Genomic DNA, 24,607 nt, shown 5'->3' on the forward strand with positions numbered 1-24,607 from the left:
GCTCACATCGCCAGCGACGTCAGTCGCGTGTTGGCCATGTCGAGGCGATCGACCAGGATGCGCAGGAAGGCGCGGTCGAACTCGTGGCGGGTGGCCTGGTTGGCCTGCGTCAGGGCTTCGGTGCCGACGACGATGACCAGGCCCTCGCCCATGGCGGTGACGTCGGCCGAGCGGGCGCCGCGCTCGGGATTGAGGTAGGCCATTTCGCCGAAACATTCACCGGCCGAGAGGATGTTGAGCAGCTTGTTCTGCTTCGTGACCTTCACCTCGCCCTCGGCCAGCACGCAGAAGTGATCGCCGGGCTCGCCTTCGCGCATCAGGGCGTCGCCCTGATTCAGCCGCCGCCACTTCGACAGGCGCAGCACTTCCCAGATCGCGACGTCGGAGAAGTCGCGGAAGAAGGCGAGTCCGCGCAGCAGGTTGAACTTGTCGGAATCGCCGACGCGGGCGTCGCGCAACGCCGCCATGCCCTCGTTGCGGAAGGCCTCGGCCAGCTCGAAGGAGAAGGCGTCCCAGGTCGGATAGCGCTTTTCGAGATCCTTCTCCAGCGCCTTCATGACGATGGCGTCGAGGCAGGGCGGCAGGTCGGGGCGCACCTGCGTCGGCGGGATCGGGTCGCCGTGGGTGATCTGGTAGACCAGGCTGAAGTTGTTGGTGCCGAGGAAGGGCAGGTGGCCGGTCAGCAGCTGGTAGAAGACGACGCCGAGGGAGAAGATGTCGCTCTGGTGGTTGAGCGGATGCTCCATCACCTGCTGCGGCGACATGTAGGCCGGCGAGCCGATGCCCGAGACCTGGGTCTGGTCCGAGGAGATGGTCAGCGCCGCGCCGAAGTCGGAAATCTTGACGTCGGTGCCCTCGGCATGAAGGATGTTGGCGGGCTTGAGGTCGCGGTGGATGACGCCGAGGCGGTGGGCGAAGTCGAGCGCGCGCGAGCACTTGAAGATCATCTCCACCACGTCCGGCACCGGCAGCAGCGACTCGGGCTTGGTAAAGCGCTCGAGCGTGCCGCCCGCCACGTATTCCATGACGATGTAGCTGGGGTCGGAGTCTGCCACCGCATCGAAGATCTGCACGATGTGCGGATGCACCAGCTTGCCGGCGAGCGAGGCCTCGGTGATGAACAGGTTCCTGGAAATCTTGCCGCCCTCGCCGTCGGCGAACACCGAGGCGCGCACCGCCTTGATCGCGACGTCGCGACCGGTGAACGGGTCGTGGCCGAGGAACACCGTCGCCGTGGCGCCCTCGCCGAGTTTCTTGATGATCTCGTACTTGCCGAGCTTGTCCATCACAGACTTTTGCGCAGGCGTGCGATCGCGGCGCGCACCTGCACCGGCGCGGTGCCGCCGATGTGGTCGCGTGCGGCCAGCGAGCCCTCGACGGTGAGCACGGCGAAGACCTCCTCGCCGATCAGCTTTGAAAAGGCCTGCAACTCGGCCAGCGTCAGGTCGGCGAGGTCACAGCCGCGCTTCTCCGCTGCCTGCACCGCGCGCGCCACGGCCTCGTGGGCATCGCGGAAGGGCAGGCCCTTCTTTACCAGGTAGTCGGCGAGGTCGGTGGCGGTGGCGTAGCCCTGCTTCAGCGCGGCGCGCATCGCCTCCGGCTTGACCTTGATGCCCGGCACCATCTCGGCGAAGACGCGCAGGGTGTCGATCAGCGTGTCGGCCGTGTCGAATAGCGGTTCCTTGTCTTCCTGGTTGTCCTTGTTGTAGGCCAGCGGCTGGCCCTTCATCAGCGTCAAGAGCCCCATCAGGTGGCCGAAGACGCGGCCGCTCTTGCCGCGCGCGAGTTCCGGCACGTCCGGGTTCTTCTTCTGCGGCATGATCGACGAGCCGGTGGTGAAACGATCGGCGAGGTCGATGAAACCGACGCGCGGGCTCATCCAGAGGATCAGTTCCTCCGACAGCCGCGACAGGTGCACCATCACCAGCGAAGCGGCGGCGGTGAACTCGATGGCGAAGTCGCGGTCCGACACCGCGTCGAGCGAGTTCTCGCAGACGGCTTCGAAGCCGAGCTGCTCGGCCACGAACTCCCGGTCGATGGGGAAGGTGGTGCCGGCCAGCGCGGCGGCGCCCAGCGGCAGGCGATTGGTGCGGCGGCGGCAGTCGGCGAAGCGTTCGCGGTCGCGGCGCATCATCTCGACGTAGGCGAGCAGGTGGTGGCCGAAGGTGATCGGCTGCGCCACCTGCAGGTGGGTGAAGCCGGGCAGTGGCGTCGCGGCGTGCTGCTCGGCGGTGTCGATGAGCGCGCGGATGAAGTCGGCCAGCAGGCCGTCGATGGCGTCGATGGTGTCGCGCAGCCACAGGCGGATGTCGGTGGCGACCTGGTCGTTGCGCGAGCGGCCGGTGTGCAGGCGCTTGCCGGCATCGCCGACCAGGGCGGTCAGGCGCTTCTCGATGTTTAGATGGACATCCTCGTCGTCGAGGTTCCAGTTGAATTCACCGCGCTCGATCTCGCCGCGGATCCGCTCCATGCCCCGCTCGATGGCGGCGAGGTCGGCGGCTGCGATGATGTTCTGCTGCGCCAGCATCCTGGCGTGGGCGAGCGAGCCGCGGATGTCCTGCAGCGCCATGCGGCGGTCGAAGAAGACCGATGCCGTGTAGCGTTTGACCAACTCCGAGACCGGTTCGGTGAAACGGCCGGACCAGGTCGACGTGGTGGACGTGCCGGCTGACTCTGACATAATGAAAATTCCGGAAATTCAGTGGGTTTCTGAGACTTCGTGAGCGAAAGTATACGGGAAAACGGGCCGTTCCCCCGCCTGCCTGACTGTTGCAACCTCGGCATCTGGCTGCGGGTGTTGCTCGCCGTCAACCTCGGCGGGCTGGCGGTCGCCTTCGCCCGCGCCGCGGCAAGCAGCCTGCTGGGGGAATTCATGGCGCTGGCGGCGCTGCTCGAACCCGTCGTGCTGGCCAGTCTGCTGGCGCTGTGCGTGGCGCAGCGCTTCCTGATGCGCCTCGACCCGCGCGCGGCAGCGGCAGTCGTCCTCGCGATCGTGCTGGCGCTGACGGCGCTGTTCCACGCGCTGTTCATGACCCTCGGCGGCAGCCAGCTCTGGCGTGCCCTGACCTGGGCGGGGCTGGGCACGCTGCTGCTGCTCGGCTACTTCGACCTGCGCGCCCGCGCCCAGTTGCCGGCGCTGGCCGAGGCGCGGCTGCTGGCGCTGACCTCCCGCATCCGCCCGCACTTCCTGTTCAACTCGATCAATGCCGTGCTCGGCGTGCTGCGCAGCGACCCGCGCCGCGCCGAGCGTGCCCTCGAGGGAATGGCCGATCTGTTCCGCGCCCTGATGCGCGACAACCGCGAGCTGGTGCCGCTGTCCGACGAACTGGCGCTGGCGCGGCAATACCTCGACCTGGAGAAGCTGCGTCTCGGCGAACGCCTGCAGGTGCGCTGGGAGATCGACTCCTGTCCGGTCGATACGCTGGTGCCGCCGCTGATGCTGCAGCCGCTGCTCGAGAATGCCGTCTACCACGGCATCGAGCCGGCCGAGCATCCGGGCGAGCTGCTGGTGCGCATGGCCGGCGACCCGGGAAAGGACGGGCGCATGATCGTCGAGATATCCAATCCGCTCGTCGCCGGCGGCGACCATCAGCGCGGCAACCGCATGGCGCTGGCCAACATCCGCGAGCGGCTGATGTTGTATTACGATCTGGAAGCGCGCCTCGAGATCGCCGAGCGCGACGGCCGCTACACCGTGCACATCATCATCCCCAATCGCCGGCAATGAATCCCCTCCGTCTCCTGCTCGTCGATGACGAGGTACCCGCCCGCGCCCGCCTGCGCGACCTGCTCGGCGACATCGCCGCCGAGCTGCCGACCGAGGTGGTGGCCGAGGCCGGTGACGGCATCGCGGCGCTCGAGCGCATCGAGGCGCTTGCGCCCGGCGCCATCGACATCGCGCTGATCGACATCCGCATGCCGCGCATGGATGGCATCGAACTGGCGCAGCACCTGGCCCGCCTGCCGCAGCCGCCGGCAGTGATCTTCGCCACGGCCTACGACCAGTACGCCGTCAAGGCCTTCGAGCTCAATGCCATCGACTATCTGCTGAAGCCGGTGCGCGCCGAGCGACTCGCCGCCGCGCTGAAGAAAGCCGGCCCGGCGTCGCTGCCGTACGCGGCCCTGCGCCAGCTGGCGCCGGAGGGACGCCGCCACCTGCGCTGCCCCGAGCGCGGCCGCGTGCTGCTGGTGCCGGTGGCCGATGTGCTCTACTTCAAGGCCGAGCAGAAGTACGTGACGGCGCGCACCGCCGAACGCGAATACCTGCTCGAGGAATCGCTGACCCAACTGGAACAGGAATTCGCCGCGCGCCTCGTCCGCATCCACCGCAACTGCCTGGTCGCGCGCGATGCGGTCATCGGCTGTGCCCGCGAACCGGTTGCCGGGGCGGAGGGCGAGCCGCCCGAACTGCATTGGACACTGGCGCTCGAGGGCGTACCCGAACACCTGGTGGTCAGCCGCCGCCAGTGGGCCCAGGTCAAGGCGCTCCTCGGCATCTGAAGCGCCGCGCCGTCCCGCCAGCGCGCCCCGCAGGTGCCGCGAAGCAAATCCCCTTGCGGGAATGTACCCTTGGGGTGCCGACTTTTCGGCGAATCTAGGCCTGACGCTGCCGACGGTGGGACAGGCAGCCGCCGCACATGCACAGGCAGATGCCGCCCAGCAGCAGGGCCCCCAGGCCGACGGCCAGCGCCGCGATGCCATGGGCCGCGCCCAGGCCGCTCACGCTCAGCAGGGTGGCGATGCCGAGCACCAATCCGAGCACCGCGAAAACGAGGTTGATCGAGAAGAAAGCGGTTTTCATGACATTCCCCTTCGCTCCATTTGGAAAGCTGCGCCTCTACTGAGGCCTCGGTGCTACCATAAGCAGAATGGTGCGACGCAACAAGCGATCAATTTTCACCCGACGCACAAGAAAATCTCACCCATGACCTATCGCCTGCCGCCGCTGAATGCCCTGCGCGCCTTCGAGGTCGCCGCGCGCCATCTCAGCTTCAAGAACGCGGCGCAGGAACTCTCCGTCACGCCGACCGCGATCAGCCATCAGATCAGGATGCTCGAGGACTTCCTCGGTCTGGCGCTGTTTCGCCGGCTGACGCGATCGCTGGAACTGACGCCGGAAGGCGAGGCCATGCTGCCGAAGGTGCGCGAGGGGCTCGAATGCTTCGCGGCCGCCGTGGAAAGCGCGCGCGTGCAGGTGGCGCAGGAAAGGCTGATCGTCGTCGCCCCACCGTCCTTCGCCACGCGCTGGCTGGTGCCGCGCCTGAAGGGGTTCTCCCAGGCGGCGCCGGGAGTGGAACTGCACCTGGTCAGTTCCCTGAATGCCATCGACGGCGAGCAGCCAGGTGCGGCACGAATATTCGACAGCATCGACTTGCGCGAGGAAGAGTCGCAGGTCGCCATCTGCTTCGGCACCGGGGACTACGCCGGCCTTCACGTCGACCGGATCCTGTCCTCCGGCTACTTCGCCGTCTGCAGCCCCAGGCTCATGGAAGGTCCGCATCCCCTTCGGGAACCCGCGGACATCCGCTTCCACGCCCTGATCCATGACGACACCATCGCCAACGAGCGGGCCCGCCCGAGCTGGGAAGAGTGGCTGCGCCTGGCCGGTGTGACTGGCGTCGACGCCAGCGCCGGTCCCCACTTCCGCGACTCCGGCCTGGCCCTGGTAGCTGCCATCGATGGCATGGGCATCGCGCTCGCGTCGAGGCCGCTGGCGGCCACCGAGGTCGCGGCGGGACGACTCGTGTCCCCCTTCAAGATATCTGTCCAGCACAACTACGCCTACTACCTGGTGACCCCGGAAGCGATCTCCGCCCGACCGGCGGTCGAAGCCTTCCGCCGCTGGCTGCTGGCCGAGGCTTCCGCCATGGAAGAGTTCTGCAGATCCCACTGCTGAGCGCAGGGCTGGCTTCGTGCTTTGGCGTATCGGTACGGCCGAGCAACAGGCACGAGGGGGATGTCGCAGTTCGGCCAGAAGCGGAAGTGGGCTGAGGCACCGAAAAGCAGACGTTGTGTACAGAATGGAGTTTGGAAATCATGATTAATAAAATGCTCAAAGCGTGTGTGATTATTTCAGTGGTGTTTTTTGCACTTGGAGGGGTCGCGCAAGCGCAAGTGTCGGTTCCTGAACCGACGCAAGACCCTTCTGCACTGTATAGGCTTTTCCGAACTCAAAACATGTTCATGTTTCTTTTGCTCGATACGCGAACCGGGCAGATTACGCAAGTTCAGTGGAACATAGAGACCGAAAAGCGATTCACTGAACCGCTCAATCTCAAGCCGCTCGTGGCTGATGGCAAACCAGGACGGTTTACGCTTTATCCGACGCAAAACGTCTATACGTTCATTCTCCTCGACCAGGTCTCGGGGAATTCGTGGCAGGTGCAGTGGGGTAAAAATCCGCTCATTACTCCAATTAACTGACCAGATGTTCGCAGGTGGCGATAGCCGACATGCGCTGAACACATTGGGATAAAGATGCCACCAATTAACCGATTGCAAGGCGATGCGACCTAGGAGGTTGAGCTTTTGCTTTCCCAGCGTCTGAAAGGCGGCAACGGGTCGATAGCCGCCGTCCCGCCAGCGCCGACTTTTTCCTGCATAGCTCATGACCGCTGACGAACTGTCCCTGCAGCTTGCCGATCTTCGCCCGCGACTCGTTCGTTTCGCCCGCCTGCAGTTGCGCGACGATGCGGCGGCCGAGGACGCGGTGCAGGATGCCCTGTTGGCGGCCGCCGAGAATGCCGAGCGCTTCGAGGGCGCCTCGGCCGCGGCGACCTGGGTCTTCGCCATCCTTCGCAACAAGCTGGTCGACGAATTCCGCCGCCGCGGCCGCGACCCGGTCGCCCTGGCAGGGAATGAGGGCGAGGCGGCGCTGGAGAGCCTGTTCGAGGAGCAGTTCGATGCGCGCGGCCACTGGCGCGACCCGCCCCCGGCCTGGTCCGATCCGGCGGCCTCGCTGGAGCAGAAGCGCTTCTGGGAGGTGTTCGAGATCTGCATCTCCTCGCTGCCCGAGCGCCCGGCCCGCGTTTTCGGCATGCGCGAGCTGCTCGGCATGGAGTCCGAGGAAATTTGTAAGGAACTGGGAATCAGCTCGTCTAATTGCTGGGTGCTGCTGCACCGGGCGCGTCTGGGACTGCGCGACTGCCTGTCCCGACGCTGGTTTGGAGAACACTGATGCTTTCATGCAAGGACGCGACGGAACTGATTTCGCAGGGCATGGATCGCCGCCTTTCGCTCGTCGAGCGTTTCGGGCTGCGCCTGCACCTGCTGATCTGCCGCGGTTGCCGCGCCACCGAACAGCATCTGGGCTTTCTCCGCAATGCCAGCTCGGCGTGGCGGCAACACCATGAAGCGCCACCCTCAACCCCGCAAGGAGACTCAAAATGAAAAAACAATCCATCAGCCTCGCCCTCAGTACAGCTCTCGGTACGGCCTTCGTCGCCGGCGCCGCCCTCAGCCCGGCCGTGCATGCCGCCGACAACCCCTTCGGCATGCAGAAGCTCGACGGCGGCTACCAGCTGGCCCAGGCCAAGGCCGACGACAAGAAGAAGGACGGCAAGTGCGGCGAAGGCAAGTGCGGCGCCGAGAAGAAGGCCGTCGAGAAGAAGAAGGACGGTGCCTGCGGCGATGCGGCCAAGGCCAAGGACGGTTCCTGCGGGGCCGAGAAGAAGACAGCCGAGAAAATGGCAACCGAGAAGAAGAAGGACGGTGCCTGCGGCGGCGCGGCCAAGGCCAAGGACGGCTCCTGCGGCGCGAAGAAGTAAGCGCGACAGCATGAAACCCGCCGGCATTTCCGGCGCGGGCCTCGGCTTCAGGCGGGAACTCATCCCCGACCTGAAGGCCGCGCAGTTGGGTGCATGGCCTGCCGCCGTTTCATTTTTCGAGCTGGCTCCGGAGAACTGGGCCGGCATGGGCGGCCGTTCGGCGAAGGACCTGCGTGCCTTCACCGAAGCGCATCCCTTCGTCTGCCACGGCCTCTCGCTCGACCTCGGCGGGCCGCGTCCGCTCGACGAGGCGCTGCTGCGGCGAATCAGGGGCTTCATGCGAGAGCACGGCATTCCCCTCTACACGGAACACCTGTCGTGGTGCGGCGACGACGGCCACCTCTACGACCTGCTGCCGATACCCTGCACCGGCGACGCCGTGAAATGGGTGGCAAGCCGCATCCGCCGCGCCCAGGACATCCTCGAAATGCGCATCGGCATCGAGAACGCCTCCTACTACGTCGCCCCGCCGGGTGCCGAGATGAGCGAGGGAGAGTTCATCCGCGCGGTGGTCGAGGAGGCCGACTGCCTGCTCCACCTCGACGTGAACAACATTTACGTGAACAGCCGCAACTTCGGCTTCGATCCGTTGGAATTCATGGACGCGCTGCCGCTGGAGCGCACCTGCTACCTGCACATGGCCGGTCATTACGTCGAGCCCGACGGCGTGCTGGTCGATACCCACGGCGCCGACGTCATCGATCCGGTGTGGGCGCTGCTCGACGCCGCCTATGCGCGCGTCGGTCCGCTGCCGACCTGCCTCGAGCGCGACTTCAACATCCCGCCGCTGGCCAAGTTGGCAGGCGAGGTCGAACGCATCGCCGCGGTGCAGATGTGCTATCGCGCCCCGCCGGCACGGGTGGCCGCATGACCCCCGCGTTCCAGGACTTCCAGTTCGCCTTCGGCCGCCACCTGCGCGACCCGCGCCGCCACCCGCGTCCGGCCGGCGTGCCGGCGCGCCGCGCCGCGATCTACGGCGAACTGCTCTACAACAACCTCGAGGGCTTCCTGCTCGCCTGCTTCCCACTGACGCGGCGCATCCTCGGCGAGCGGCGCTGGCCGCGGCTGATGCGCGCCTTCTTCCGCGAGGCGCGCTGCCACACGCCGTACTTCCGCGAGATCCCGCGCGAGTTCCTGCGCTGGCTGCTCGAGACCGATCCGCTGCCGGTTGCGGTGCCGCCCTGGCTGCGCGAGCTCGCGCACTACGAGTGGGCCGAGCTGGCGGTCGACGTCATGGAAGCGGACGTTCCGGCGCACGACCCGGCCGGCGACCTGCTCGACGGCATTCCCGTGCCGGCGCCGGCGCTGATGAACCTCGCCTATGCCTGGCCGGTGCAGCGCATCGGCCCGGACTTCCGCCCGCGCAAGCCGGCGGCGACCCGGCTGCTGGTGTTCCGCGACGCGGCCGACGATGTCAATTTCGTCGAACTGAACGCGGTCAGCGCGCGCCTCGTCGCTTTGCTGCAGGAGGGCGGTCGCACGGGACGGCAGACATGCCTCGCCATCGCCGTCGAGCTCGGGCATCCCGACCCGCAAGCGGTGCTCGCGCACGGTGCGGCGCTGCTGGAAGAACTGCGCTTGGCCGGCGCCATCATCGGAGCGAAGAAATGAAGAAGCTGCTCGGCAAGGCCTTCGCCGGCGTCGACTGGCTCGGCCTCTGGTTCGCCATGCTCGGTCTGCGCCTGCTGCTCGGTTGGGAATTCTTCGAATCAGGCCTGGAGAAGTTCCGCGGCGAGAACTGGTTCGCCGACATCCAGGGCAGGTTCCCCTATCCCTTCAGCGCCGTGCCGCCGGACATCAGCTGGCAGCTCGCGACCGGGTTCGAGCTGGTCGGCGGCATCGCGCTGGTGCTGGGCCTGGGCACGCGCTTCTTCGCGGTCTCGTTGTTCGTGCTCACCGTCGTGGCCACCGCCGCCGCGCATTGGCCGGCGACATGGGTGACGCTGGCCGACCTCGCGCAGGGCTACGCCATCACCGACCAGGGCCACGGCAACTTCAAGCTGCCGCTGATCTTCATGGCGATGCTGCTGCCGCTGATGCTCTCAGGGCCGGGACGGTTGTCGATGGATGCGTTCGTCAGGCGGCGGACGATCGGATGACGGATCGTGAAAAGTCGGTAGTGGCGGGACGGCGGCCCGGCGAACGCGCCTGCCCGCGCTGCGGCGCCGTCTTCGTCTGCGGCAACGAGGCCGGCGCGCAGAGCTGCTGGTGCGCCGAGCTGCCGCCGGCGCTGCCCATACCCGGCGCCGGCAGCGGCTGCTACTGCCCGGCCTGCCTGCGCGAGATCATCGCGCAGCAGGATCAGGCGGGAAGGAAGTCGTAGCTGCCGACCCACTTGCCGTCGACATGGTCGATGTGCACATGGCGGGGCGCGACGTGTCGCAGCGCCACGCTGTCGATCGGCTTCTCCGGCTGGCGGCCGAGTTGCTCGGCGACTTCCCAAGTGCAGGACGTCGAGGTCACCGGGCGGAAGTAGAGGTGCAGCTTGTCGTGCGCGGCCGCTGTCTCGTAGCCGCGCGCATCCTCCCGGAAATGCACGAACTTCTTCACCAGGCAGGAGAAGTAGAGTTCCAGTTCGACGAACAGCGGCGCCTGGCGCGCGGCCAGCTCGCGCGCCGCGGGCGCAGTCCATTCGACCTGCACGGGCTTGCCGTTGAGGGTGACGGTGGTGCGTTCCATTGCGACCTCGGCGGGGTGAGGAAACGACTAGCTTGCCACGATTCTGCCGCCGGGTCAGCCGCTGTTCCTGAGGCCCGCGGCGACGCCGTTGATGGTGAGGTGGATGCCGCGCTTGACCCGTTCGTCCGTTTCTCCGGCGCGATGGCGCTTGAGCAGCTCGATCTGGATGTGGTTGAGCGGGTCGAGATAGGGGAAGCGGTTGCGGATCGAGCGCTTGAGCAGCGGGTTGGCGTCGAGCAGTTCGCGCTGGCCGGTGATGGTGAGCAGGGCATCGATGCTGGCCTGCCACTCGGCCTTGAGCCGCGGGAAGATGGCGTCGCGCAGTTTGGGGTCGGCGACCAGGTCGGCGTAGCGGGCGGCGATGCCGATGTCGCTCTTTGACAGCACCATGTCCATGTTGGCGAGCAGGGTGCGGAAGAAGGGCCAGTCGCGGTGCATCTGTCGCAGCAGCTCGATGGCGGCCTCGCCGCGCTCGGCGAGGAAGGCCTGCACCGCGCTGCCGAAGCCGTACCAGCCGGGCAGCATCAGGCGGCACTGCGACCAGGAGAAGACCCAGGGAATCGCGCGCAGGTCTTCGATGGCCTGCGTCTTCTTGCGCGAGGAGGGGCGGCTGCCGATGTTGAGTTCGGCGATCTCGTTGATCACCGTCGATTCCCAGAAATACTGGACGAAGCCCGGCGTCTCGTAGACCAGATCACGATAGGCCTTGAAGGCGTGGGCCGAGAGTTGCTCCATCGCCTCGAGGCATTCGGGACGGGTCATGCCGCTGGCGTGCGGCAGCAGGGTCGCTTCGAGCGTCGCCGCGGCGAGGATTTCGAGGTTGCGGCGGCCGACTTCCGGATTGGAATACTTGGAGGCGATGACTTCGCCCTGCTCGGTGATGCGGATGGCGCCCTGCACGGCGCCGGGCGGCTGGGCCAGGATGGCGTCGTAGCTGGGGCCGCCGCCGCGGCCGACGGTGCCGCCGCGGCCGTGGAACAGCCGCAGCCGCACGCCGTGGCGCTTGGCGACTTCGACCAGCGCGTTCTGTGCCTTGTACAGTTCCCAGCCCGAGGTGAGGAAGCCGCCGTCCTTGTTGCTGTCGGAGTAGCCGAGCATGACCTCCTGCCGCATGCCGCGCGATTCGAGCAGGCGGCGGTAGGCCGGCAGCGCGAACAGCGCATCCATGGTGGCGCTGGCGCGGCGCAGGTCGTCGATGGTCTCGAACAGCGGCACGATGTTGATGTCGAGTTCGCCCTCGCGCGGCCGCAGCAGGCCCGCTTCCTTGGCCAGCAGCGCGACCTCGAGCACGTCGGAGACGCCGTCGGCCTTGGAGATGATGACGTTCTCGATGGCGGCCCTGCCGTAGCGCTCGTGGGCCTCGCGCGCGGCGCGGAAGATCTCCAGTTCGCCGCCGGTCTCGTCGCTGTAGTCGACGAAGGGCGAGGAGAGCAGGCGCGGCGTGGCCAGTTCGCCGAGCAGCAGGGCGATGCGGCCCTCCTCGGCGCGGCCGGCGTAGTCGACGCCGGGGCGGGCGGCCTCGAACAGTTCGTGCACGGTGCGCACATGCACGTCGGAGTTCTGCCGCAGGTCGAGCGCGGCCAGGTGGAAGCCGAAGACCTTGACGGCGCGGCGCAGGCGGCGCAGGCGGCCGTTCGCGATCAGGTGCGAACCGTTGGCGTCGAGCGAATCGCGCACGATGTCGAGTTCGGCGAGGAAGTCGGCGGCGCTGTCGTAGGGCGGCATCTCGCCCAGGGCATGGCGCAGCGCCTCGTGGTTGTCGAGGGCGCGGGCGGTGGCGGCCAGTCGCGCGTAGACGCCGGCCAGCGCGCGGCGGTAGGGCTCGTCCTCGCGATGCGGCGAGCGGTCGGGCGAGCGCTGCACCAGGCGGATCAGATCTTCGCTGGTGCCGACCAGGCCCGAGGCGAGCGACATTTCGGCGCCGATGCGATGCACTTCCTCGAGGTAGTGGTCGATGACGCGCGTGCTCTGCATGCGCAGGGCGGAGCGCAGCACGTCGGCGGTGACGAAGGGGTTGCCGTCGCGGTCGCCGCCGATCCAGCTGCCCATGCGGAGGAAGCAGGGCAGTTCCTGCTTGGCCCAGAACGGATCGGCGGTGGCGAGGTCGTCCTCGAGCCGGCCATAGAGCCGCGGCAGCGCCTTGAGGAAGGTGTAGTCGTAGAAGGAGAGGCCGTTGGCGACCTCGTCGGCGACCGACAGGCGCTTCAGGCGCAGCATGCGCGTCTGCCACAGCGTCAGCACGGCGCGGCGCAGCCCGGCGTCGCTGTCGTCGAGTTCCTCGGGCGTGAGCTGCATGCGGCTGCGCTCGTCGAGCAGCGCGGCGACCTTCATCTGGGCGTTGAAGATGCTCTTGCGCTGGACCTCGGTCGGATGCGCGGTGAGTACCGGCGATACCAGCGCGCCGTCGAAGAACTCGCGCAGCGCGGCCTCGTCGTGGCCACCGTCGCGGGCGCGCTGCAGGGCGAGCTGGAGGCTGCCTTCGCGCGGCGCCGAACCGGCGATGAGGTGGGCGCGCGAGCGGCGGATGTGATGCAGGTCCTCGGCGATGTTGGCGAGGTGCGAGAAGTAGCTGAAGGCGCGCACGACCTGGTTGGCGCGCTCGCGGTCGAGGCCGTCGAGGATGGCGGCGAGTTCGAGGCGCGCTTCGGCGCTCTCCTCGCGGTGCAGGCGGATCGCCAGCTGGCGGATGCGCTCGACCGTGTCGAAGGCGTCGTCGCCCTCCTGCTGCCGCAGCGTTTCGCCGAGGACGCGGCCGAGCAGGCGGATGTCCTCGCGCAGCGGGTGGTCCTTGTCGGGGGCGGTTTCGCCGGGGGGCGATTGGGTCGAATGTTTCATGGGGTCTTCTCGCGCAGGCGATCGCGGGCGGTGTCGACCGCACGATCGATGTAGGTTCCATAGAAGTCGGGCAGGCGCACGCCGACGATGGGCTCGGCCAGCAGCTCGCCGTCGGGGCCGAGCACTTCGATCGTCGGCGTCAGGCGAATCTTGCGGCCGCGGGCGAAATCCTTGTGATTGCCGGCCTTGCCGGAAAAGTCGGCGAGGGCGGTACGGCGGTCGACGTCGATCTGGCGGATCAGCACGCGGGAGGCGGTCGCCGGATCGGCCGCCATCGGATCGAGATGGTGGACGCGCGCCCGCTCGCACCAGCCGCAGCCCTCGCGGCTGTAAAGCACCAGCATGGGCAGCTTCTGTTCGCGCATCTGGCGAGCGTCGGCGGCCAGATCCTGTGCCGGCGGCAGGGCAAAGGCGAGGGGCGGCCATGCTAGAATCGCCGCCGCTGCTAGGCTCAGGCCCGGGCGCAGCCATCGCATGGCAGCACGCGTGCGAAGCCTCATGGCCATCGCCATCAGACTGTCTCCTTGATCGATTACCCAGGACCGCCGTTCGTGAACGCCACCAGCCCCGAGCGCATTGTTATCGCCACGCGCGAATCGCGCCTTGCCCTGTGGCAGGCGGAACACGTGCGCGGCTTGTTGCAACAATTATACCCAGCCTGCAGCGTCGAGCTTCTCGGCATGACCACGCGCGGCGACCAGATCCTCGACCGGCCGCTGGCCAAGGTCGGCGGCAAGGGGCTGTTCGTCAAGGAACTCGAGACCGCGCTGCTGGATAGACGCGCCGACCTCGCGGTTCATTCCATGAAGGACGTGCCGATGCAGCTGGCACCGGAGTTCGCCCTGGTCGCCACCGGCCCGCGCGAGGTGCCGCTCGATGCCTTCGTCTCCAGCCGCTACGCCAGCCTCGACGACATGCCGCCGGGCGCGGTGGTCGGCACCTCGAGCCTGCGCCGCGAGTCGCAGCTCCACGCCAACTATCCCTACCTGGCCGTCACCTCGCTGCGCGGCAACCTCGACACGCGCCTGCGCAAGCTCGACGAGGGCCAGTACGACGCCATCATCCTCGCCGCCGCCGGCCTGACCCGCCTCGGCCTCGGCGAGCGCATCCGCGCCGTGTTGCCGGCCGAGGCTTCGCTGCCCGCCGCGGGCCAGGGTGCGCTGGGCATCGAAGTCTTGTCGTCGCGGCCCGAGATGGCCCAATGGCTGGCCCCGCTCGACGATGCCGCCACGGCCGCCTGCGTCCGCGCCGAGCGCGCCGTCTCGCGCGCGCTGGCCGGCAGCTGCGAGGTGCCGCTCGGCGCCTACGCCGAGATGCGCGGCGGACGGATCTTCCTGCGCGGCTTCGTCGCCCTGCCCGACGGCTCGCGCATCGCCCGCGCCGAGCTCACCGGCGCGCCGGCCGAGGCAGAGGCTTTGGGACTGAAGCTGGCAGAGGCATTGCGCGCGCAAGGCGCCGACGAGATTCTCGCGGCACTGGGCTAGCCGGACCGCGTGGACGCGCCGTTGAAGAAATTGAGCGAAGCCGTATCCACTCGGACGGCACTGTCAGGACGCCACATCGTCGTCACGCGGCCGGCCGAACAGTGCGAGCATCTGGCGGCGGCGCTGGTCGAGCAGGGCGCCCATCCCGTGCTGTTCCCGGTGCTGGCGATCAGTGCCCTCGACGATGTCTCGCCGCTGCTGGACGCCGCGATCCGCCTCGACGGCATCGATCTCGCCGTCTTCGTCAGCCCCAATGCCATCGCCAAGTCGCTCGAAGTGATCCTGTCGCGACGGTCGTGGCCGGCGCAGGTGCGCGTCGCCGCCATCGGCAAGAGCAGCGAGCGCGAACTGGAGCGCTTCGGCATCCGCGAGGTGATCGCGCCGCAGGACCGCTTCGACTCCGAGGCCCTGCTGGCCCTGCCCGAGTTGCAGGAGATGCAGGGCAGGAAGGTGCTGATCTTCCGCGGCGACGGCGGCCGCGATGTCGTCTTCGACACCCTGCAGGCGCGCGGCGCGACAGTGGAATACGTCACCGCCTATCGCCGCTCGAAGCCGAAGACCGACCCGTCGCCCCTGCTCAAGCTCTGGGATGACGGCCATCTCGATGCCGTGACGCTGACCAGCAGCGAAGGGCTGCGCAACCTGTGGGAGATGCTGCCCAGGCTCGGCCGGAGCTGGCTCAAGCAGACGCCCGTGTTCGTGCCGCATGTGCGCATCGCCGAGCAGGCGCGCGCGCTGGGGCTTTCGCGCATCGAACTCACCGGCCCCGCCGACGACGGCCTCGTCGCCGGTCTTCTGAGCTATTTTTCCCGCCATGACGCCTGATCCCGCCCCGCCCGAAACCGCGACGTCCACGCCGACTGCGCCGCCATCCGTGCCGGCCCCCGGCCGCCTGCGGGCCGTGCCCGGCAGCCGCAAGCTGATGTTCGCCGTCGTTGCCGTCGCCCTGCTGTTCGGTGCGCAATGGCTGGAGACGCGGTTCCGCCTGTCGGCGGTGCAGGAGGAGCTGGCCAGGCGCTTGGCCGAAAGCGACGGGCAGAGCAAGGAGGCGCGGGCCATCGCGCGCCAGAACCAGGAAGCGCTGCAGGCGCTCGCCGCCAAGGTCGGCGCGCTGGAGGCGCAGCTGGCCGAGTCGCAGGGCCAGCAGCTTGCGCTCGAGTCGATGTACCAGGAACTGTCGAAGGGTCGCGACGATCGCGTCATCGCCGAGGTCGAGCAGGCCGTGTCCATCGCCGCGCAGCAGCTGCAGCTCGCCGGCAACGTCGAAGCGGCGCTGATCGCGCTGACCGGCGCCGATGCGCGGCTGGCCCGCGCCGCCAGCCCGCAATTCCTCGGCGTGCGCAAGTTGATCGCGCGCGACATCGAACGCTTGCGCGCGCTGCCGACCGCCGACGTGCCGGGCATGGCGATGAAGCTCGAAAGCGTCATCGCCAGCGTCGATTCCATGCCGCTGGCCTTCGAGCAGCGGCCGATGTCAAACACGGTGGCCGCCAGGGGCGCCGACGCGGCGAAGAAGTCCGCCGCGCCGGAGCCCGCCTGGTGGCAGCGTTTCCTCGCCGACGCCTGGGCTGAGTTCCGCCAGATGGTGCGCATCGAGCGGATAGATCATGCCGATCCCGGCCTGCTGTCGCCGCAGCAGAGCTTCTTCCTGCGCGAGAACCTCAAGCTGCGCCTGGTCAACGCCCGCCTCGCCCTGCTCGCCCGCGACGCCAAGAGTTTCCGCGATGACATGCGGCAGGCGCAGGCCTGGCTCGAGCGCTACTTCGACGTCCGTGCCAAGCCGGTGCAGGGAGCCCTCGAAGTGGTGCGCACGCTCGGCACCACCAATGTCGCGATCGAGCCGCCGACGCTCAACGAGACGCTGGCCGCGCTGCGCAACTTCAGGTCCGTGAAGAAATGACCCACCCCCTCCAGCCCCCCTCGCGGGGGGAGCCTGCAAGCTCGTTGCGACCGCAGGAAGTGCAAAGCCGCTCGAATGTCACGGGGAGCCTTGTTGTCTGCTGCGAAGGGGTCGCGCGTTCCACGCGCTCGGGTTTGGGCCCCGCCTTGGGGGCGGCCCGGCGGCGGGGCGGTCTGATGCGCACGCTGCTCTGGCTGCTGCTGCTCGCCGTACTTGCTGTCGGCCTCTCGCTGGCGGCGCGCTACAACGACGGCTATGCGCTGTTCGTGCTGCCGCCGTGGCGCGTCGAGCTGTCGCTCAACTTTCTGCTGCTGCTCGTCGCCACGGGCTTCGTCACGGGCTACTGGATATTTCGCTCGCTCGGCGCGCTGCTGCGCCTGCCGCGGCGGGTCAGCGAGTTCCGTGCGCGGCGTGCCCGCGGCAGCGCCGAGAACACCCTGCACGAGGCACTGCGCAATTTCGCCGAGGGACGTTTTTCGCATGCCTTGAAGAACGCCGAGAAGGTCTACGATTCCGGCCACGCCCGCGACCTGGCCGCGCTCGTCGCGTGGCGCGCGGCGCATGCCCTGCGCGACGCGCCGCGTGAAAGCGAATGGCGGCAGCGCACCGTCGATCATGAAGACGGCAGCCGTGCCGCGGTGCTGATGACCGAGGCCGAACTGGCGCTCGATGCGCGCGATTTCGATGTGGCGCTGGCCGCGCTCGATCGCCTGGCCACCGTGGGCGGCCGCCATATCGGCGCGCTGCGCCTGGCGCTGCGCGCCCACCAGGGCCGCGGCGACTGGCGCGAGGTCGCCCGCCTGACGCGGCAACTGGAAAAGCACAAGGCGCTGAGTCCCGAGCAGGCCGCGCCGCTGCGCCGCCGCGCCCACGTCGAAGTGTTCAAGGCCATCGCCGACGATGCCAAGGCCATCCATGCCTACTGGCGCGAGATCGCCGCCGACGACCGGCTCGAGCCGCGCCTCGCCCTCGAGGCCTCGCGCGCGCTGGTGCGCGCTGGCGACTGTCCCGGCGCCGCGCAACTGGTCGAGGACGTGCTCGACGAGCACTGGGATTCGTCGCTGATCGCCGCCTATGCGCTGTGCCCCGGCGGCGACGTGCTCGGCCGCATCGCCCATTGCGAGAAGTGGCTGCACGAGCGGCCGCGCGACGCGCAGCTGCTGCTCGCGCTCGGGCGGCTGTGCCGCGAGCGGCAACTCTGGGGCAAGGCGCAGAGCTACCTCGAAGCATCGATCGCCGTCGAGGCGACGCGCGCCGCCCATGTCGAACTGGCGCAACTGCTGGACAGCCTGGAAAAGTCGGCGCTGGCGGAACGCCACTACCGCGCCGCGGCGGTGCTCTAGATCCAGTCCTGCGGCGGAAGAAACTCCGTATAGAGTTTCTCTTCGGCGCTGCCGGGCTCCGGGTGCCAGTCGTAGCGCCATTTCACGATCGGCGGCAGCGACATCAGGATCGACTCGGTGCGGCCGCCCGACTGCAGGCCGAACAGCGTGCCGCGGTCCCACACCAGATTGAATTCGACGTAGCGGCCGCGGCGATAGGCCTGGAAATCGCGCTCGCGCTCGGTGTAGGGCGTGTCGCGGCGGCGCTCGCACAGCGGCAGGTAGGCGGCGGTGAAATGGTCGCCGACGCTCTGCGTCAGGGCGAAGCACCTGTCGAAGCCGCCTTCGTTCAAATCGTCGAAGAAGATGCCGCCGATGCCGCGCGGCTCCTTGCGGTGCTTGAGGTAGAAGTACTCGTCGCACCATTTCTTGTAGCGCGCATGGACGTCGTCGCCGAAGGGGGTCAGCGCTTCCTTGCAGGTACGGTGGAAATGCTGCGCGTCTTCGGCGACGCCGTAGTAGGGCGTGAGGTCCATGCCGCCGCCGAACCACCAGACCGGCGCCTCGCCGTCCCTGGTCGCGACGAAGCAGCGCACGTTCATGTGCGTGGTGGGGCACCAGGGATTGCGCGGGTGCATGACCAGCGAGACGCCCATGGCCTCGAAGCGGCGGCCTGCCAGTTCGGGGCGATGGGCGGTGGCCGAGGCCGGCATGGAATCGCCGGTGACGTGGGAGAAATTGACGCCGCCGCGCTCGAAGAAGTCGCCGTCCTCGAGCAGGATCGAAGTGCCGCGGCCCCAGGCGTCGCGGCGGAAGGGCTTGCCGTCGAAAGCCTCGAGCTCCGCGACGATGCGTTCCTGCAGGCCCGCGAAATACTCGTGGATCGGCGCGGTGTCCATCAGCGCTTGATGGCGCGGTGGCCGATGTCGCGGCGGAACTGCATGCCGTCGAAGCGGATGTCGTCGGTGATCTCGTAGGCGCGATTCTGCGCCGCGCGGACGTTGTCGCCGAGCGCGGTGACGCAGAGCACGCGGCCGCCGGCGGTGACGACGTGTCCATCCTTCTCCGCGGTGCCGGCATGGAAGACATGGGCATCGGCGGATGCCTTGGGCAGGCCGTGGATCACGTCGCCCTTGCGCGGGTTGTCGGGATAGTCATGCGCGGCCAGCACCACGCCGAGCGCGACGCGGCGGTCCCACAAGGCCTCGGCCTTGTCGAGGTGGCCGTTGATCGCGGCATCGACCAGTTCGACGAGGTCGCTCTTGAGGCGCAGCATGATCGGCTGCGTCTCGGGGTCGCCCATGCGGCAGTTGAACTCGAGCACCTTGAGCGAGCCGTCGGGCTTGATCATCAGGCCGGCGTAGAGGAAGCCGGTGTAGAGGATGCCGTCCTTCTCCATGCCGGCGAGCGTCGGCATGATCACTTCGCGCATGACGCGGGCGTGGATCTCGGGGGTGACCACCGGCGCCGGCGAGTAGGCGCCCATGCCGCCGGTGTTGGGGCCCCGGTCGTCGTCCTTGAGGCGCTTGTGGTCCTGGCTGGTGGCCAGCGCCAGCGCGTGATGGCCGTCGGCCATGACGATGAAGCTGGCTTCCTCGCCATCGAGGAATTCCTCGATCACGACGCGGCTGCCGGCTTCGCCGAGCTTGTTGCCGGAGAGCATGTCGTCGATCGCGGCATGCGCTTCGCCCGCCAGCGTGGCGACGACCACGCCCTTGCCGGCGGCCAGGCCGTCGGCCTTGATGACGATGGGCGCACCCTCGGCATCGATGTAGGCGTGGGCGGCGGCGGTATCGCTGAAGGTGCGGAACTTTGCCGTAGGGATGCCGTGGCGCTGCATGAACTGCTTGGCGAAATCCTTGGAGCTTTCGAGCTGCGCGGCCTCGCGCGCCGGCCCGAAGATGCGCAGCTCGGCTTCACGGAAGGCATCGACGATGCCGGCGGCGAGCGGCGCCTCGGGGCCGACGACGGTGGCGTGGATGGCGTTGTCGCGGGCGAAGGCGACAAGTTCGCGGATACCCGTGATGGGCAGGTTCTCGAGGCCGTCCTCGTGCGCCGTGCCGGCGTTGCCGGGCGCGACATAGACCTTCTGCACCCGCGGCGACTGCGCCAGCCGCCAGGCCAAGGCATGTTCGCGGCCGCCGGAACCGATGACGAGCAATTTCATGAGGAAAATTCCTTGACGCAGAGGCGCAGAGACGCAGAGGCAAACCAGGAAGAAATCGAAAAGTGCACTTTGTATTTCTCCGCGCCTCTGCGTCTCCGCGTCAGGTTTCAGTGTCGGAAGTGCCGGAAGCCGGTGAACACCATCGCGATATTCTGCTCGTCGGCCGCCGCGATCACCTCGGCGTCGCGCACCGAGCCGCCGGGTTGGATCACCGCCGTGGCGCCGGCCTGGGCCAGCACGTCGAGGCCGTCGCGGAATGGGAAGAAGGCATCCGACGCCACCACCGAACCCTTGACGGTCATCTTGTTGTTCTCGGCCTTGATGGCGGCGATGCGCGCGGAATCGACGCGGCTCATCTGGCCGGCGCCGACGCCGACGGTCATCTCGTCTTTGCAGTAGACGATGGCGTTGGACTTGACGTACTTGGCGACCTTCCAGGCGAACAGGAGATCCCGCATTTCCTGCTCGCTCGGCACGCGCTTGGTGACGATCTTGAGGTCGCTCTGGACGATGCGCGCCTCGTCGGCCGTCTGCACCAGCAGGCCGCCGCCGACGCGTTTGAAGTCGAAGACGCCGGAGGTGGTGCCCATGGGCACGACGAGCACGCGCAGGTTCTGCTTGGCGGCGAACACGGCGCGGGCGTCGGGGGTGATCTCGGGGGCGATGATGACTTCCGCGAACTGGCCCGAGACGGCCTCGGCCGTCGCCTTGTCGATGGCGCAGTTGAAGGCGATGATGCCGCCGAAGGCCGAGGTCGGGTCGGTCGAGAAGGCGCGGCGGTAGGCTTCCTCGGCCGTCGCGCCGACGGCCACGCCGCAGGGGTTGGCGTGCTTGACGATGACGCAGGTCGTGGCGTCGAAGGCCTTGACCGACTCCCACGCCGCATCGGCGTCGCCGATGTTGTTGTAGGACAGTTCCTTGCCCTGCAGTTGCTCGTAGCTGGCGATGCTGCCGGCCACCGGGTTCGGTTCCTTGTAGAACGCCGCCTGCTGGTGAGGGTTCTCGCCGTAGCGCATGGTGTCGGCCTTGTCGAAGGCCAGTTGCAGGCGCTCGGGGAAGGTGGTCGGCTTGTTGTCGGCGTCGAGGCTGGTGAGCCAGTTGGCGATGGCGCCGTCGTAGCGCGCGGTGTGCACGAAGGCCTTCTTGGCCAGGGCGTAGCGCGTGGCGTAGGAGATCGCGCCACCGTTGGCCTTCAGCTCGGCGACGATGGCCGCATAGTCGGCCGGCTCGGTGACGACGGCGCAGCCGCCCTTCTCGTTGCCGTGGTTCTTGGCCGCGGCGCGCACCATGGTGGGGCCGCCGATGTCGATGTTCTCGATGGCGTCCTCCAGCGTGCAGTCCTTCTTCGCGATGGCCTGGGTGAAGGGGTAGAGGTTGACGACGACGAGGTCGATGGTCGGGATGCCGTGCTTCTCCATGGTCGCCGCGTGCTCGGCGTTGCCGCGGATGCCGAGGATGCCGCCATGCACCTTCGGGTGCAGGGTCTTGACGCGGCCGTCGAGCATCTCGGGGAAGCCGGTGTAGTCGGAGACGTCGGTGACGGGCAGGCCGGCGTCGCGCAGCAGCTTGGCGGTGCCGCCGGTGGACAGCAGCTTGATGCCGAGCGCGGCGAGTTCGCGGGCGAAATCGACGGCGCCGTGCTTGTCGGAGACGCTGAGGAGGGCTTGGGTGACTTTCATGGGGGCTCCCTAGAGCAGATCGTGTTCGGTAAGTTTCTTGCGCAGGGTGTTGCGGTTGATGCCGAGCATCTGGGCGGCGACGGTCTGGTTGCCGTCGGCCTGCTTCATGACGACCTCGAGCATCGGGCGCTCGACGGCGGCCAGCACCATGTCGTAGATGGCATGCGGCGCCTGGCCGTCGAGGTCGCGGAAATAGCGGTTCAGCGTGCGGCGCACGCAGTCGTGCAGTTCTGTGCTCATGCAGCTTCTTTGTAAATTAGTCTGTCGTTGGTGGCGGCCAATCCATCCTCGGCGAGGAAGAATTCGTCGGTCGCGGCGATTTGCTCCTCGACCGTCTGCAACTGGTTCATGGCGTGTCGGAAGTGCGAGGCGCCGACCAGCCCCTTGGTGTACCAGCCGATGTGCTTGCGCGCGATCTTGACACCGGTCTGCTCGCCGTAGAAGGCATAGAGGTCGGCCAGATGCCCGCGCAGGATGGCGTGAATTTCTCTGACCTGCGGTGGCGGCAGCAGTGCGCCGGTCCTGAGGTAATGCTCGATTTCGCGGAACAGCCAGGGCCTGCCCTGGGCGGCACGGCCGATCATGACGCCGTCGGCCTGCGTGTAGTCGAGGACGAACCTGGCTTTCTGCGGCGAGGTGATGTCGCCGTTGGCGATCACCGGGATATTCACGCGCGACTTCACGTCGGCGATGGTGTCGTATTCGGCCTCGCCCTGATACTGGTCGGCGCGAGTGCGGCCGTGGATGGCGATGGCGCGGATGCCGGATTCCTGTGCGATGTGCGCGATGGCCGGGGCGTTCCTGTTGTCGCGGTTCCAGCCGGTGCGGAACTTGAGCGTCACCGGCGTGTTCGGCACGGCGTTCACCACGGCCTCGAGGATCTTCGCCACCAGCGCCTCGTTCTGCATCAGCGCCGAGCCGGCCATGACGTTGCACACCTTCTTCGCCGGACAACCCATGTTGATGTCGATGATCTGCGCGCCCTCGTCGACGTTGTACCGCGCCGCTTCGGCCATCATCGCCGGATCGGCGCCGGCGATCTGCACCGAGATCGGCTCGACCTCGCCGTCGTGGTTGGCGCGGCGGCGCGTCTTGGCGCTGCCGTAGAGCAGGGAGTTCGAGGTGACCATCTCGGACACCGCGAGCCCGGCACCGAGCTGCTTGCACAGTTGACGGAAGGGACGATCGGTGACCCCGGCCATGGGCGCGACGAAAAGATTGTTGCGCAGCTGGAAGCCGAGGAAGTCCATTGCAGATCGGGAAGGCGAAATCGGGAAAGGCGCGGATTCTACTCCAGTCCGCCTAAATATTGTGCAATCGGCCAAGCCTTGCCAGGCGTCCCCCGGGTTTCCCGGAGTTCAGCGCTGCTCGCGGCGACCCGACCGTCGCCTCCTGCTTTGGGTGGATTCAATCAAGTGTCGGTTTGCGACCCGCACCCGCCGGTAGCGCAAATCGAGAGCAGCCATTCACGGCCGACAATGTACCTACAGTCTTTAGGGGCATTGATTCATATCAATGCAGCCTTGCCTGCAACTTATAGGCTAGCGAAATAATCGACAGACGATTGTCCCGGGAATTTCGCGGCCGTTCGCGTCGATTGACTCGCGGAGCGGACGACAGCTTCGTGATCCATTGGAAATTCGATTGCGGCCATTTCCCTATCCTGGAGAACAATTGTGATCCCTAACGAGAACCCTGCTGCCGATTCCGACCAGGAGAGGTCGTCCGGATGTCCGGCGCAACCCGCGTCGGCTGATCCTTCGGCGCCGGGCCCGACGACCTCGCGCCGCGACTTCCTGAAGGCCGGCGGAATGTTGAGCGCTTCATCGCTGATGGGGGCCGCGGCCCTGATGACGATGTCCGACGATGCCAAGGCCGCGACCGAATGGGCCGAGCATTTCCAGGGCAACTACCGCCTGATGACGCCCGAGGAGAAGGCCGAGGCGCGCACCCGTCTTGAAAGGCGCTACTCTGCCGAGTACGGCAAGAAGGTCACCGTCGATGGCACCGAGGCCCAGCCGGGTGTCCTCATGGGCTACGCGCTCAATGTCAGGAAGTGCATCGGCTGTCGCCGTTGCGTCAAGGCCTGCGTCGAGGAGAACAACCAGTCGCGCGGCAAGAACCCCGGGGAACGCATCGAGTGGATCCAGGTGCTCAGGATGGAGCGCGGGGAGTTCGCGACGGACAAGATGAACCACGGCTATCCCGAAGGGCTGGGCATCCAGGTCGGGGGCAATGCCTACACGCCGGCCGGTCAGGTTCTCGAAGGACAGTACCGTTACGAACCCGAGGCCGTCCCGGAAAAGGACGCCACCTACATGCCGATCGCCTGCATGCAATGCGAGAAGCCGCCCTGCGTCAAGGTGTGTCCGGTGAGAACGACTTACCGCGAGGCCGATGGCCCGGTGGTGATCGACTACAACTGGTGCATCGGTTGCCGCATGTGCATGAGTGCCTGCCCCTACTGGGCGCGCCGCATCAACCTCACCAACCCGGTCCTGCCCAAGGAAGAAATGAACCCGGTGACGCACTATCTGGGCAACCGGCCGCGCATGCGGGGCGTCGTCGAGAAGTGCCACTGGTGCCTGCAACGGACCCGCAAGGGACGCTATCCGGCCTGTGTCGAGGTTTGCCCGGTGGGCGCCCGCAAGTTCGGCAATCTGCTCGATCCGGAAAGCGAAGTCAGCCTGATCCTGGCCCGGAAAAACGTGTTCCGCCTCAAGGCTGAATTGAACACCTTTCCGAAGTTCTTTTACTTCTACGACTGAGGAGCCG

The 24,607-nt window shown here is 67.5% G+C and carries 27 protein-coding genes; 16 read left to right on the plus strand and 11 right to left on the minus strand.

The features are described 5' to 3' along the window. Positions 1-2 precede the first annotated feature (2 nt). Entirely contained in the window at positions 3-1,286 is a 1,284-nt protein-coding gene (locus tag EJE94_RS05880; RefSeq protein WP_121243222.1) for a protein kinase domain-containing protein, read from the minus strand. Further along, positions 1,286-2,680, minus strand: a complete 1,395-nt coding sequence (gene argH / locus EJE94_RS05885) for an argininosuccinate lyase (protein WP_121243223.1) — start codon at positions 2,678-2,680, stop codon at positions 1,286-1,288. Before argH ends, EJE94_RS05880 begins: the two co-directional genes overlap by 1 nt. Before the next feature lie 39 nt (positions 2,681-2,719). Between argH and EJE94_RS05890 the strand changes: the two genes are divergently transcribed. Both EJE94_RS05890 and EJE94_RS05895 read left to right on the plus strand, forming a co-directional pair. After that, entirely contained in the window at positions 2,720-3,727 is a 1,008-nt protein-coding gene (locus EJE94_RS05890) for a sensor histidine kinase (protein WP_121243224.1), read from the plus strand. Beyond that, positions 3,724-4,500 carry a LytR/AlgR family response regulator transcription factor gene (locus tag EJE94_RS05895; protein WP_121243225.1) on the plus strand — a complete coding sequence of 259 codons (777 nt, stop codon included), beginning with the start codon at positions 3,724-3,726 and terminating at the stop codon, positions 4,498-4,500. The genes EJE94_RS05890 and EJE94_RS05895 overlap by 4 nt, the downstream gene beginning before the upstream one ends. A gap of 94 nt (positions 4,501-4,594) precedes the next feature. On the opposite strand, the gene EJE94_RS05900 is transcribed toward EJE94_RS05895, so the two are convergent. Beyond that, entirely contained in the window at positions 4,595-4,801 is a 207-nt protein-coding gene (locus tag EJE94_RS05900; protein WP_121243226.1) for a hypothetical protein, read from the minus strand. Positions 4,802-4,924: 123 nt separating this feature from the next. Here EJE94_RS05900 and gcvA point away from each other — a divergent pair, with 123 nt between their 5' ends. From gcvA to EJE94_RS05945, 9 genes are all read left to right on the plus strand, one after another. Further along, on the plus strand, positions 4,925-5,896 hold the full coding sequence (gene gcvA, locus EJE94_RS05905; protein ID WP_121243227.1) for a transcriptional regulator GcvA: 972 nt from the start codon (positions 4,925-4,927) through the stop codon (positions 5,894-5,896). A 140-nt stretch (positions 5,897-6,036) separates the two neighbouring features. After that, positions 6,037-6,423: a hypothetical protein gene (locus EJE94_RS05910; RefSeq protein ID WP_207855751.1), complete on the plus strand. Its 387-nt coding sequence runs from the start codon at positions 6,037-6,039 to the stop codon at positions 6,421-6,423. A gap of 184 nt (positions 6,424-6,607) precedes the next feature. Continuing rightward, complete coding sequence (locus EJE94_RS05915) at positions 6,608-7,177, plus strand: sigma-70 family RNA polymerase sigma factor (RefSeq protein ID WP_121243228.1); 570 nt, start codon at positions 6,608-6,610, stop codon at positions 7,175-7,177. Beyond that, entirely contained in the window at positions 7,177-7,389 is a 213-nt protein-coding gene (locus EJE94_RS05920) for a zf-HC2 domain-containing protein (RefSeq protein WP_121243229.1), read from the plus strand. Before EJE94_RS05915 ends, EJE94_RS05920 begins: the two co-directional genes overlap by 1 nt. Next, positions 7,386-7,766 (plus strand): HvfA family oxazolone/thioamide-modified RiPP metallophore, encoded by a 381-nt coding sequence (locus EJE94_RS05925; RefSeq protein WP_121243230.1) that lies wholly within the window; start codon positions 7,386-7,388, stop codon positions 7,764-7,766. The genes EJE94_RS05920 and EJE94_RS05925 overlap by 4 nt, the downstream gene beginning before the upstream one ends. A 10-nt stretch (positions 7,767-7,776) precedes the next feature. Further along, on the plus strand, positions 7,777-8,637 hold the full coding sequence (locus tag EJE94_RS05930; RefSeq protein WP_121243231.1) for an HvfB family MNIO-type RiPP peptide maturase: 861 nt from the start codon (positions 7,777-7,779) through the stop codon (positions 8,635-8,637). After that, positions 8,634-9,377 (plus strand): HvfC family RiPP maturation protein, encoded by a 744-nt coding sequence (locus tag EJE94_RS05935; protein WP_121243232.1) that lies wholly within the window; start codon positions 8,634-8,636, stop codon positions 9,375-9,377. The genes EJE94_RS05930 and EJE94_RS05935 overlap by 4 nt, the downstream gene beginning before the upstream one ends. Next, the gene (locus EJE94_RS05940) at positions 9,374-9,865 is read left to right on the plus strand and encodes an HvfX family Cu-binding RiPP maturation protein (protein ID WP_121243233.1); all 492 of its coding nucleotides are present in this window, start codon (positions 9,374-9,376) and stop codon (positions 9,863-9,865) included. Before EJE94_RS05935 ends, EJE94_RS05940 begins: the two co-directional genes overlap by 4 nt. After that, the gene (locus EJE94_RS05945; RefSeq protein WP_121243234.1) at positions 9,862-10,089 is read left to right on the plus strand and encodes a cysteine-rich CWC family protein; all 228 of its coding nucleotides are present in this window, start codon (positions 9,862-9,864) and stop codon (positions 10,087-10,089) included. Before EJE94_RS05940 ends, EJE94_RS05945 begins: the two co-directional genes overlap by 4 nt. Here the strand turns inward: EJE94_RS05945 and EJE94_RS05950 are convergent. The 3 genes from EJE94_RS05950 to EJE94_RS05960 are packed head-to-tail and all read right to left on the minus strand — an operon-like array spanning position 10,068 to position 13,756. Further along, positions 10,068-10,445, minus strand: coding sequence for a hypothetical protein (locus EJE94_RS05950; protein ID WP_121243235.1), 378 nt, complete (start codon positions 10,443-10,445; stop codon positions 10,068-10,070). The two genes, EJE94_RS05945 and EJE94_RS05950, sit on opposite strands and share 22 nt — an antisense overlap. 54 nt (positions 10,446-10,499) lie before the next feature. Beyond that, a complete protein-coding gene (gene ppc, locus EJE94_RS05955) occupies positions 10,500-13,280 on the minus strand; it encodes a phosphoenolpyruvate carboxylase (RefSeq protein WP_121243236.1) in 2,781 nt (926 codons plus the stop codon). Beyond that, a complete protein-coding gene (locus tag EJE94_RS05960; RefSeq protein WP_124962402.1) occupies positions 13,277-13,756 on the minus strand; it encodes a thioredoxin fold domain-containing protein in 480 nt (159 codons plus the stop codon). Before EJE94_RS05960 ends, ppc begins: the two co-directional genes overlap by 4 nt. A gap of 75 nt (positions 13,757-13,831) precedes the next feature. Here EJE94_RS05960 and hemC point away from each other — a divergent pair, with 75 nt between their 5' ends. From hemC to EJE94_RS05980, 4 genes are all read left to right on the plus strand, one after another. After that, on the plus strand, positions 13,832-14,764 hold the full coding sequence (hemC, locus tag EJE94_RS05965) for a hydroxymethylbilane synthase (RefSeq protein WP_121243308.1): 933 nt from the start codon (positions 13,832-13,834) through the stop codon (positions 14,762-14,764). A 21-nt stretch (positions 14,765-14,785) separates the two neighbouring features. After that, positions 14,786-15,589 carry a uroporphyrinogen-III synthase gene (locus tag EJE94_RS05970; protein ID WP_243642536.1) on the plus strand — a complete coding sequence of 268 codons (804 nt, stop codon included), beginning with the start codon at positions 14,786-14,788 and terminating at the stop codon, positions 15,587-15,589. Continuing rightward, complete coding sequence (locus tag EJE94_RS05975; RefSeq protein ID WP_207855754.1) at positions 15,579-16,664, plus strand: uroporphyrinogen-III C-methyltransferase; 1,086 nt, start codon at positions 15,579-15,581, stop codon at positions 16,662-16,664. The genes EJE94_RS05970 and EJE94_RS05975 overlap by 11 nt, the downstream gene beginning before the upstream one ends. A 176-nt stretch (positions 16,665-16,840) precedes the next feature. Further along, positions 16,841-18,007, plus strand: coding sequence for a heme biosynthesis HemY N-terminal domain-containing protein (locus EJE94_RS05980; RefSeq protein WP_121243239.1), 1,167 nt, complete (start codon positions 16,841-16,843; stop codon positions 18,005-18,007). Here the strand turns inward: EJE94_RS05980 and hemF are convergent. From hemF to dusB, 5 genes are all read right to left on the minus strand, one after another. Beyond that, positions 18,004-18,885: an oxygen-dependent coproporphyrinogen oxidase gene (gene hemF, locus EJE94_RS05985; protein ID WP_121243240.1), complete on the minus strand. Its 882-nt coding sequence runs from the start codon at positions 18,883-18,885 to the stop codon at positions 18,004-18,006. The genes EJE94_RS05980 and hemF overlap by 4 nt on opposite strands. Beyond that, positions 18,885-20,153 (minus strand): phosphoribosylamine--glycine ligase, encoded by a 1,269-nt coding sequence (purD, locus tag EJE94_RS05990; RefSeq protein ID WP_121243241.1) that lies wholly within the window; start codon positions 20,151-20,153, stop codon positions 18,885-18,887. The genes hemF and purD overlap by 1 nt, the downstream gene beginning before the upstream one ends. Positions 20,154-20,260: 107 nt before the next feature. After that, entirely contained in the window at positions 20,261-21,832 is a 1,572-nt protein-coding gene (gene purH / locus EJE94_RS05995) for a bifunctional phosphoribosylaminoimidazolecarboxamide formyltransferase/IMP cyclohydrolase (RefSeq protein ID WP_121243242.1), read from the minus strand. Positions 21,833-21,841: 9 nt separating this feature from the next. Further along, positions 21,842-22,072 (minus strand): Fis family transcriptional regulator, encoded by a 231-nt coding sequence (locus tag EJE94_RS06000; protein ID WP_121243243.1) that lies wholly within the window; start codon positions 22,070-22,072, stop codon positions 21,842-21,844. Next, positions 22,069-23,082, minus strand: a complete 1,014-nt coding sequence (dusB, locus tag EJE94_RS06005; protein WP_121243244.1) for a tRNA dihydrouridine synthase DusB — start codon at positions 23,080-23,082, stop codon at positions 22,069-22,071. Before dusB ends, EJE94_RS06000 begins: the two co-directional genes overlap by 4 nt. 561 nt (positions 23,083-23,643) lie before the next feature. On the opposite strand from dusB, the gene EJE94_RS06010 reads away from it, so the two are divergent. Next, positions 23,644-24,600 carry a 4Fe-4S dicluster domain-containing protein gene (locus EJE94_RS06010; protein WP_121243245.1) on the plus strand — a complete coding sequence of 319 codons (957 nt, stop codon included), beginning with the start codon at positions 23,644-23,646 and terminating at the stop codon, positions 24,598-24,600. Positions 24,601-24,607 lie beyond the last annotated feature (7 nt).

The sequence above is a fragment of the Sulfurisoma sediminicola genome (genome assembly GCF_003865015.1).
Lineage (GTDB): Bacteria > Pseudomonadota > Gammaproteobacteria > Burkholderiales > Rhodocyclaceae > Sulfurisoma > Sulfurisoma sediminicola.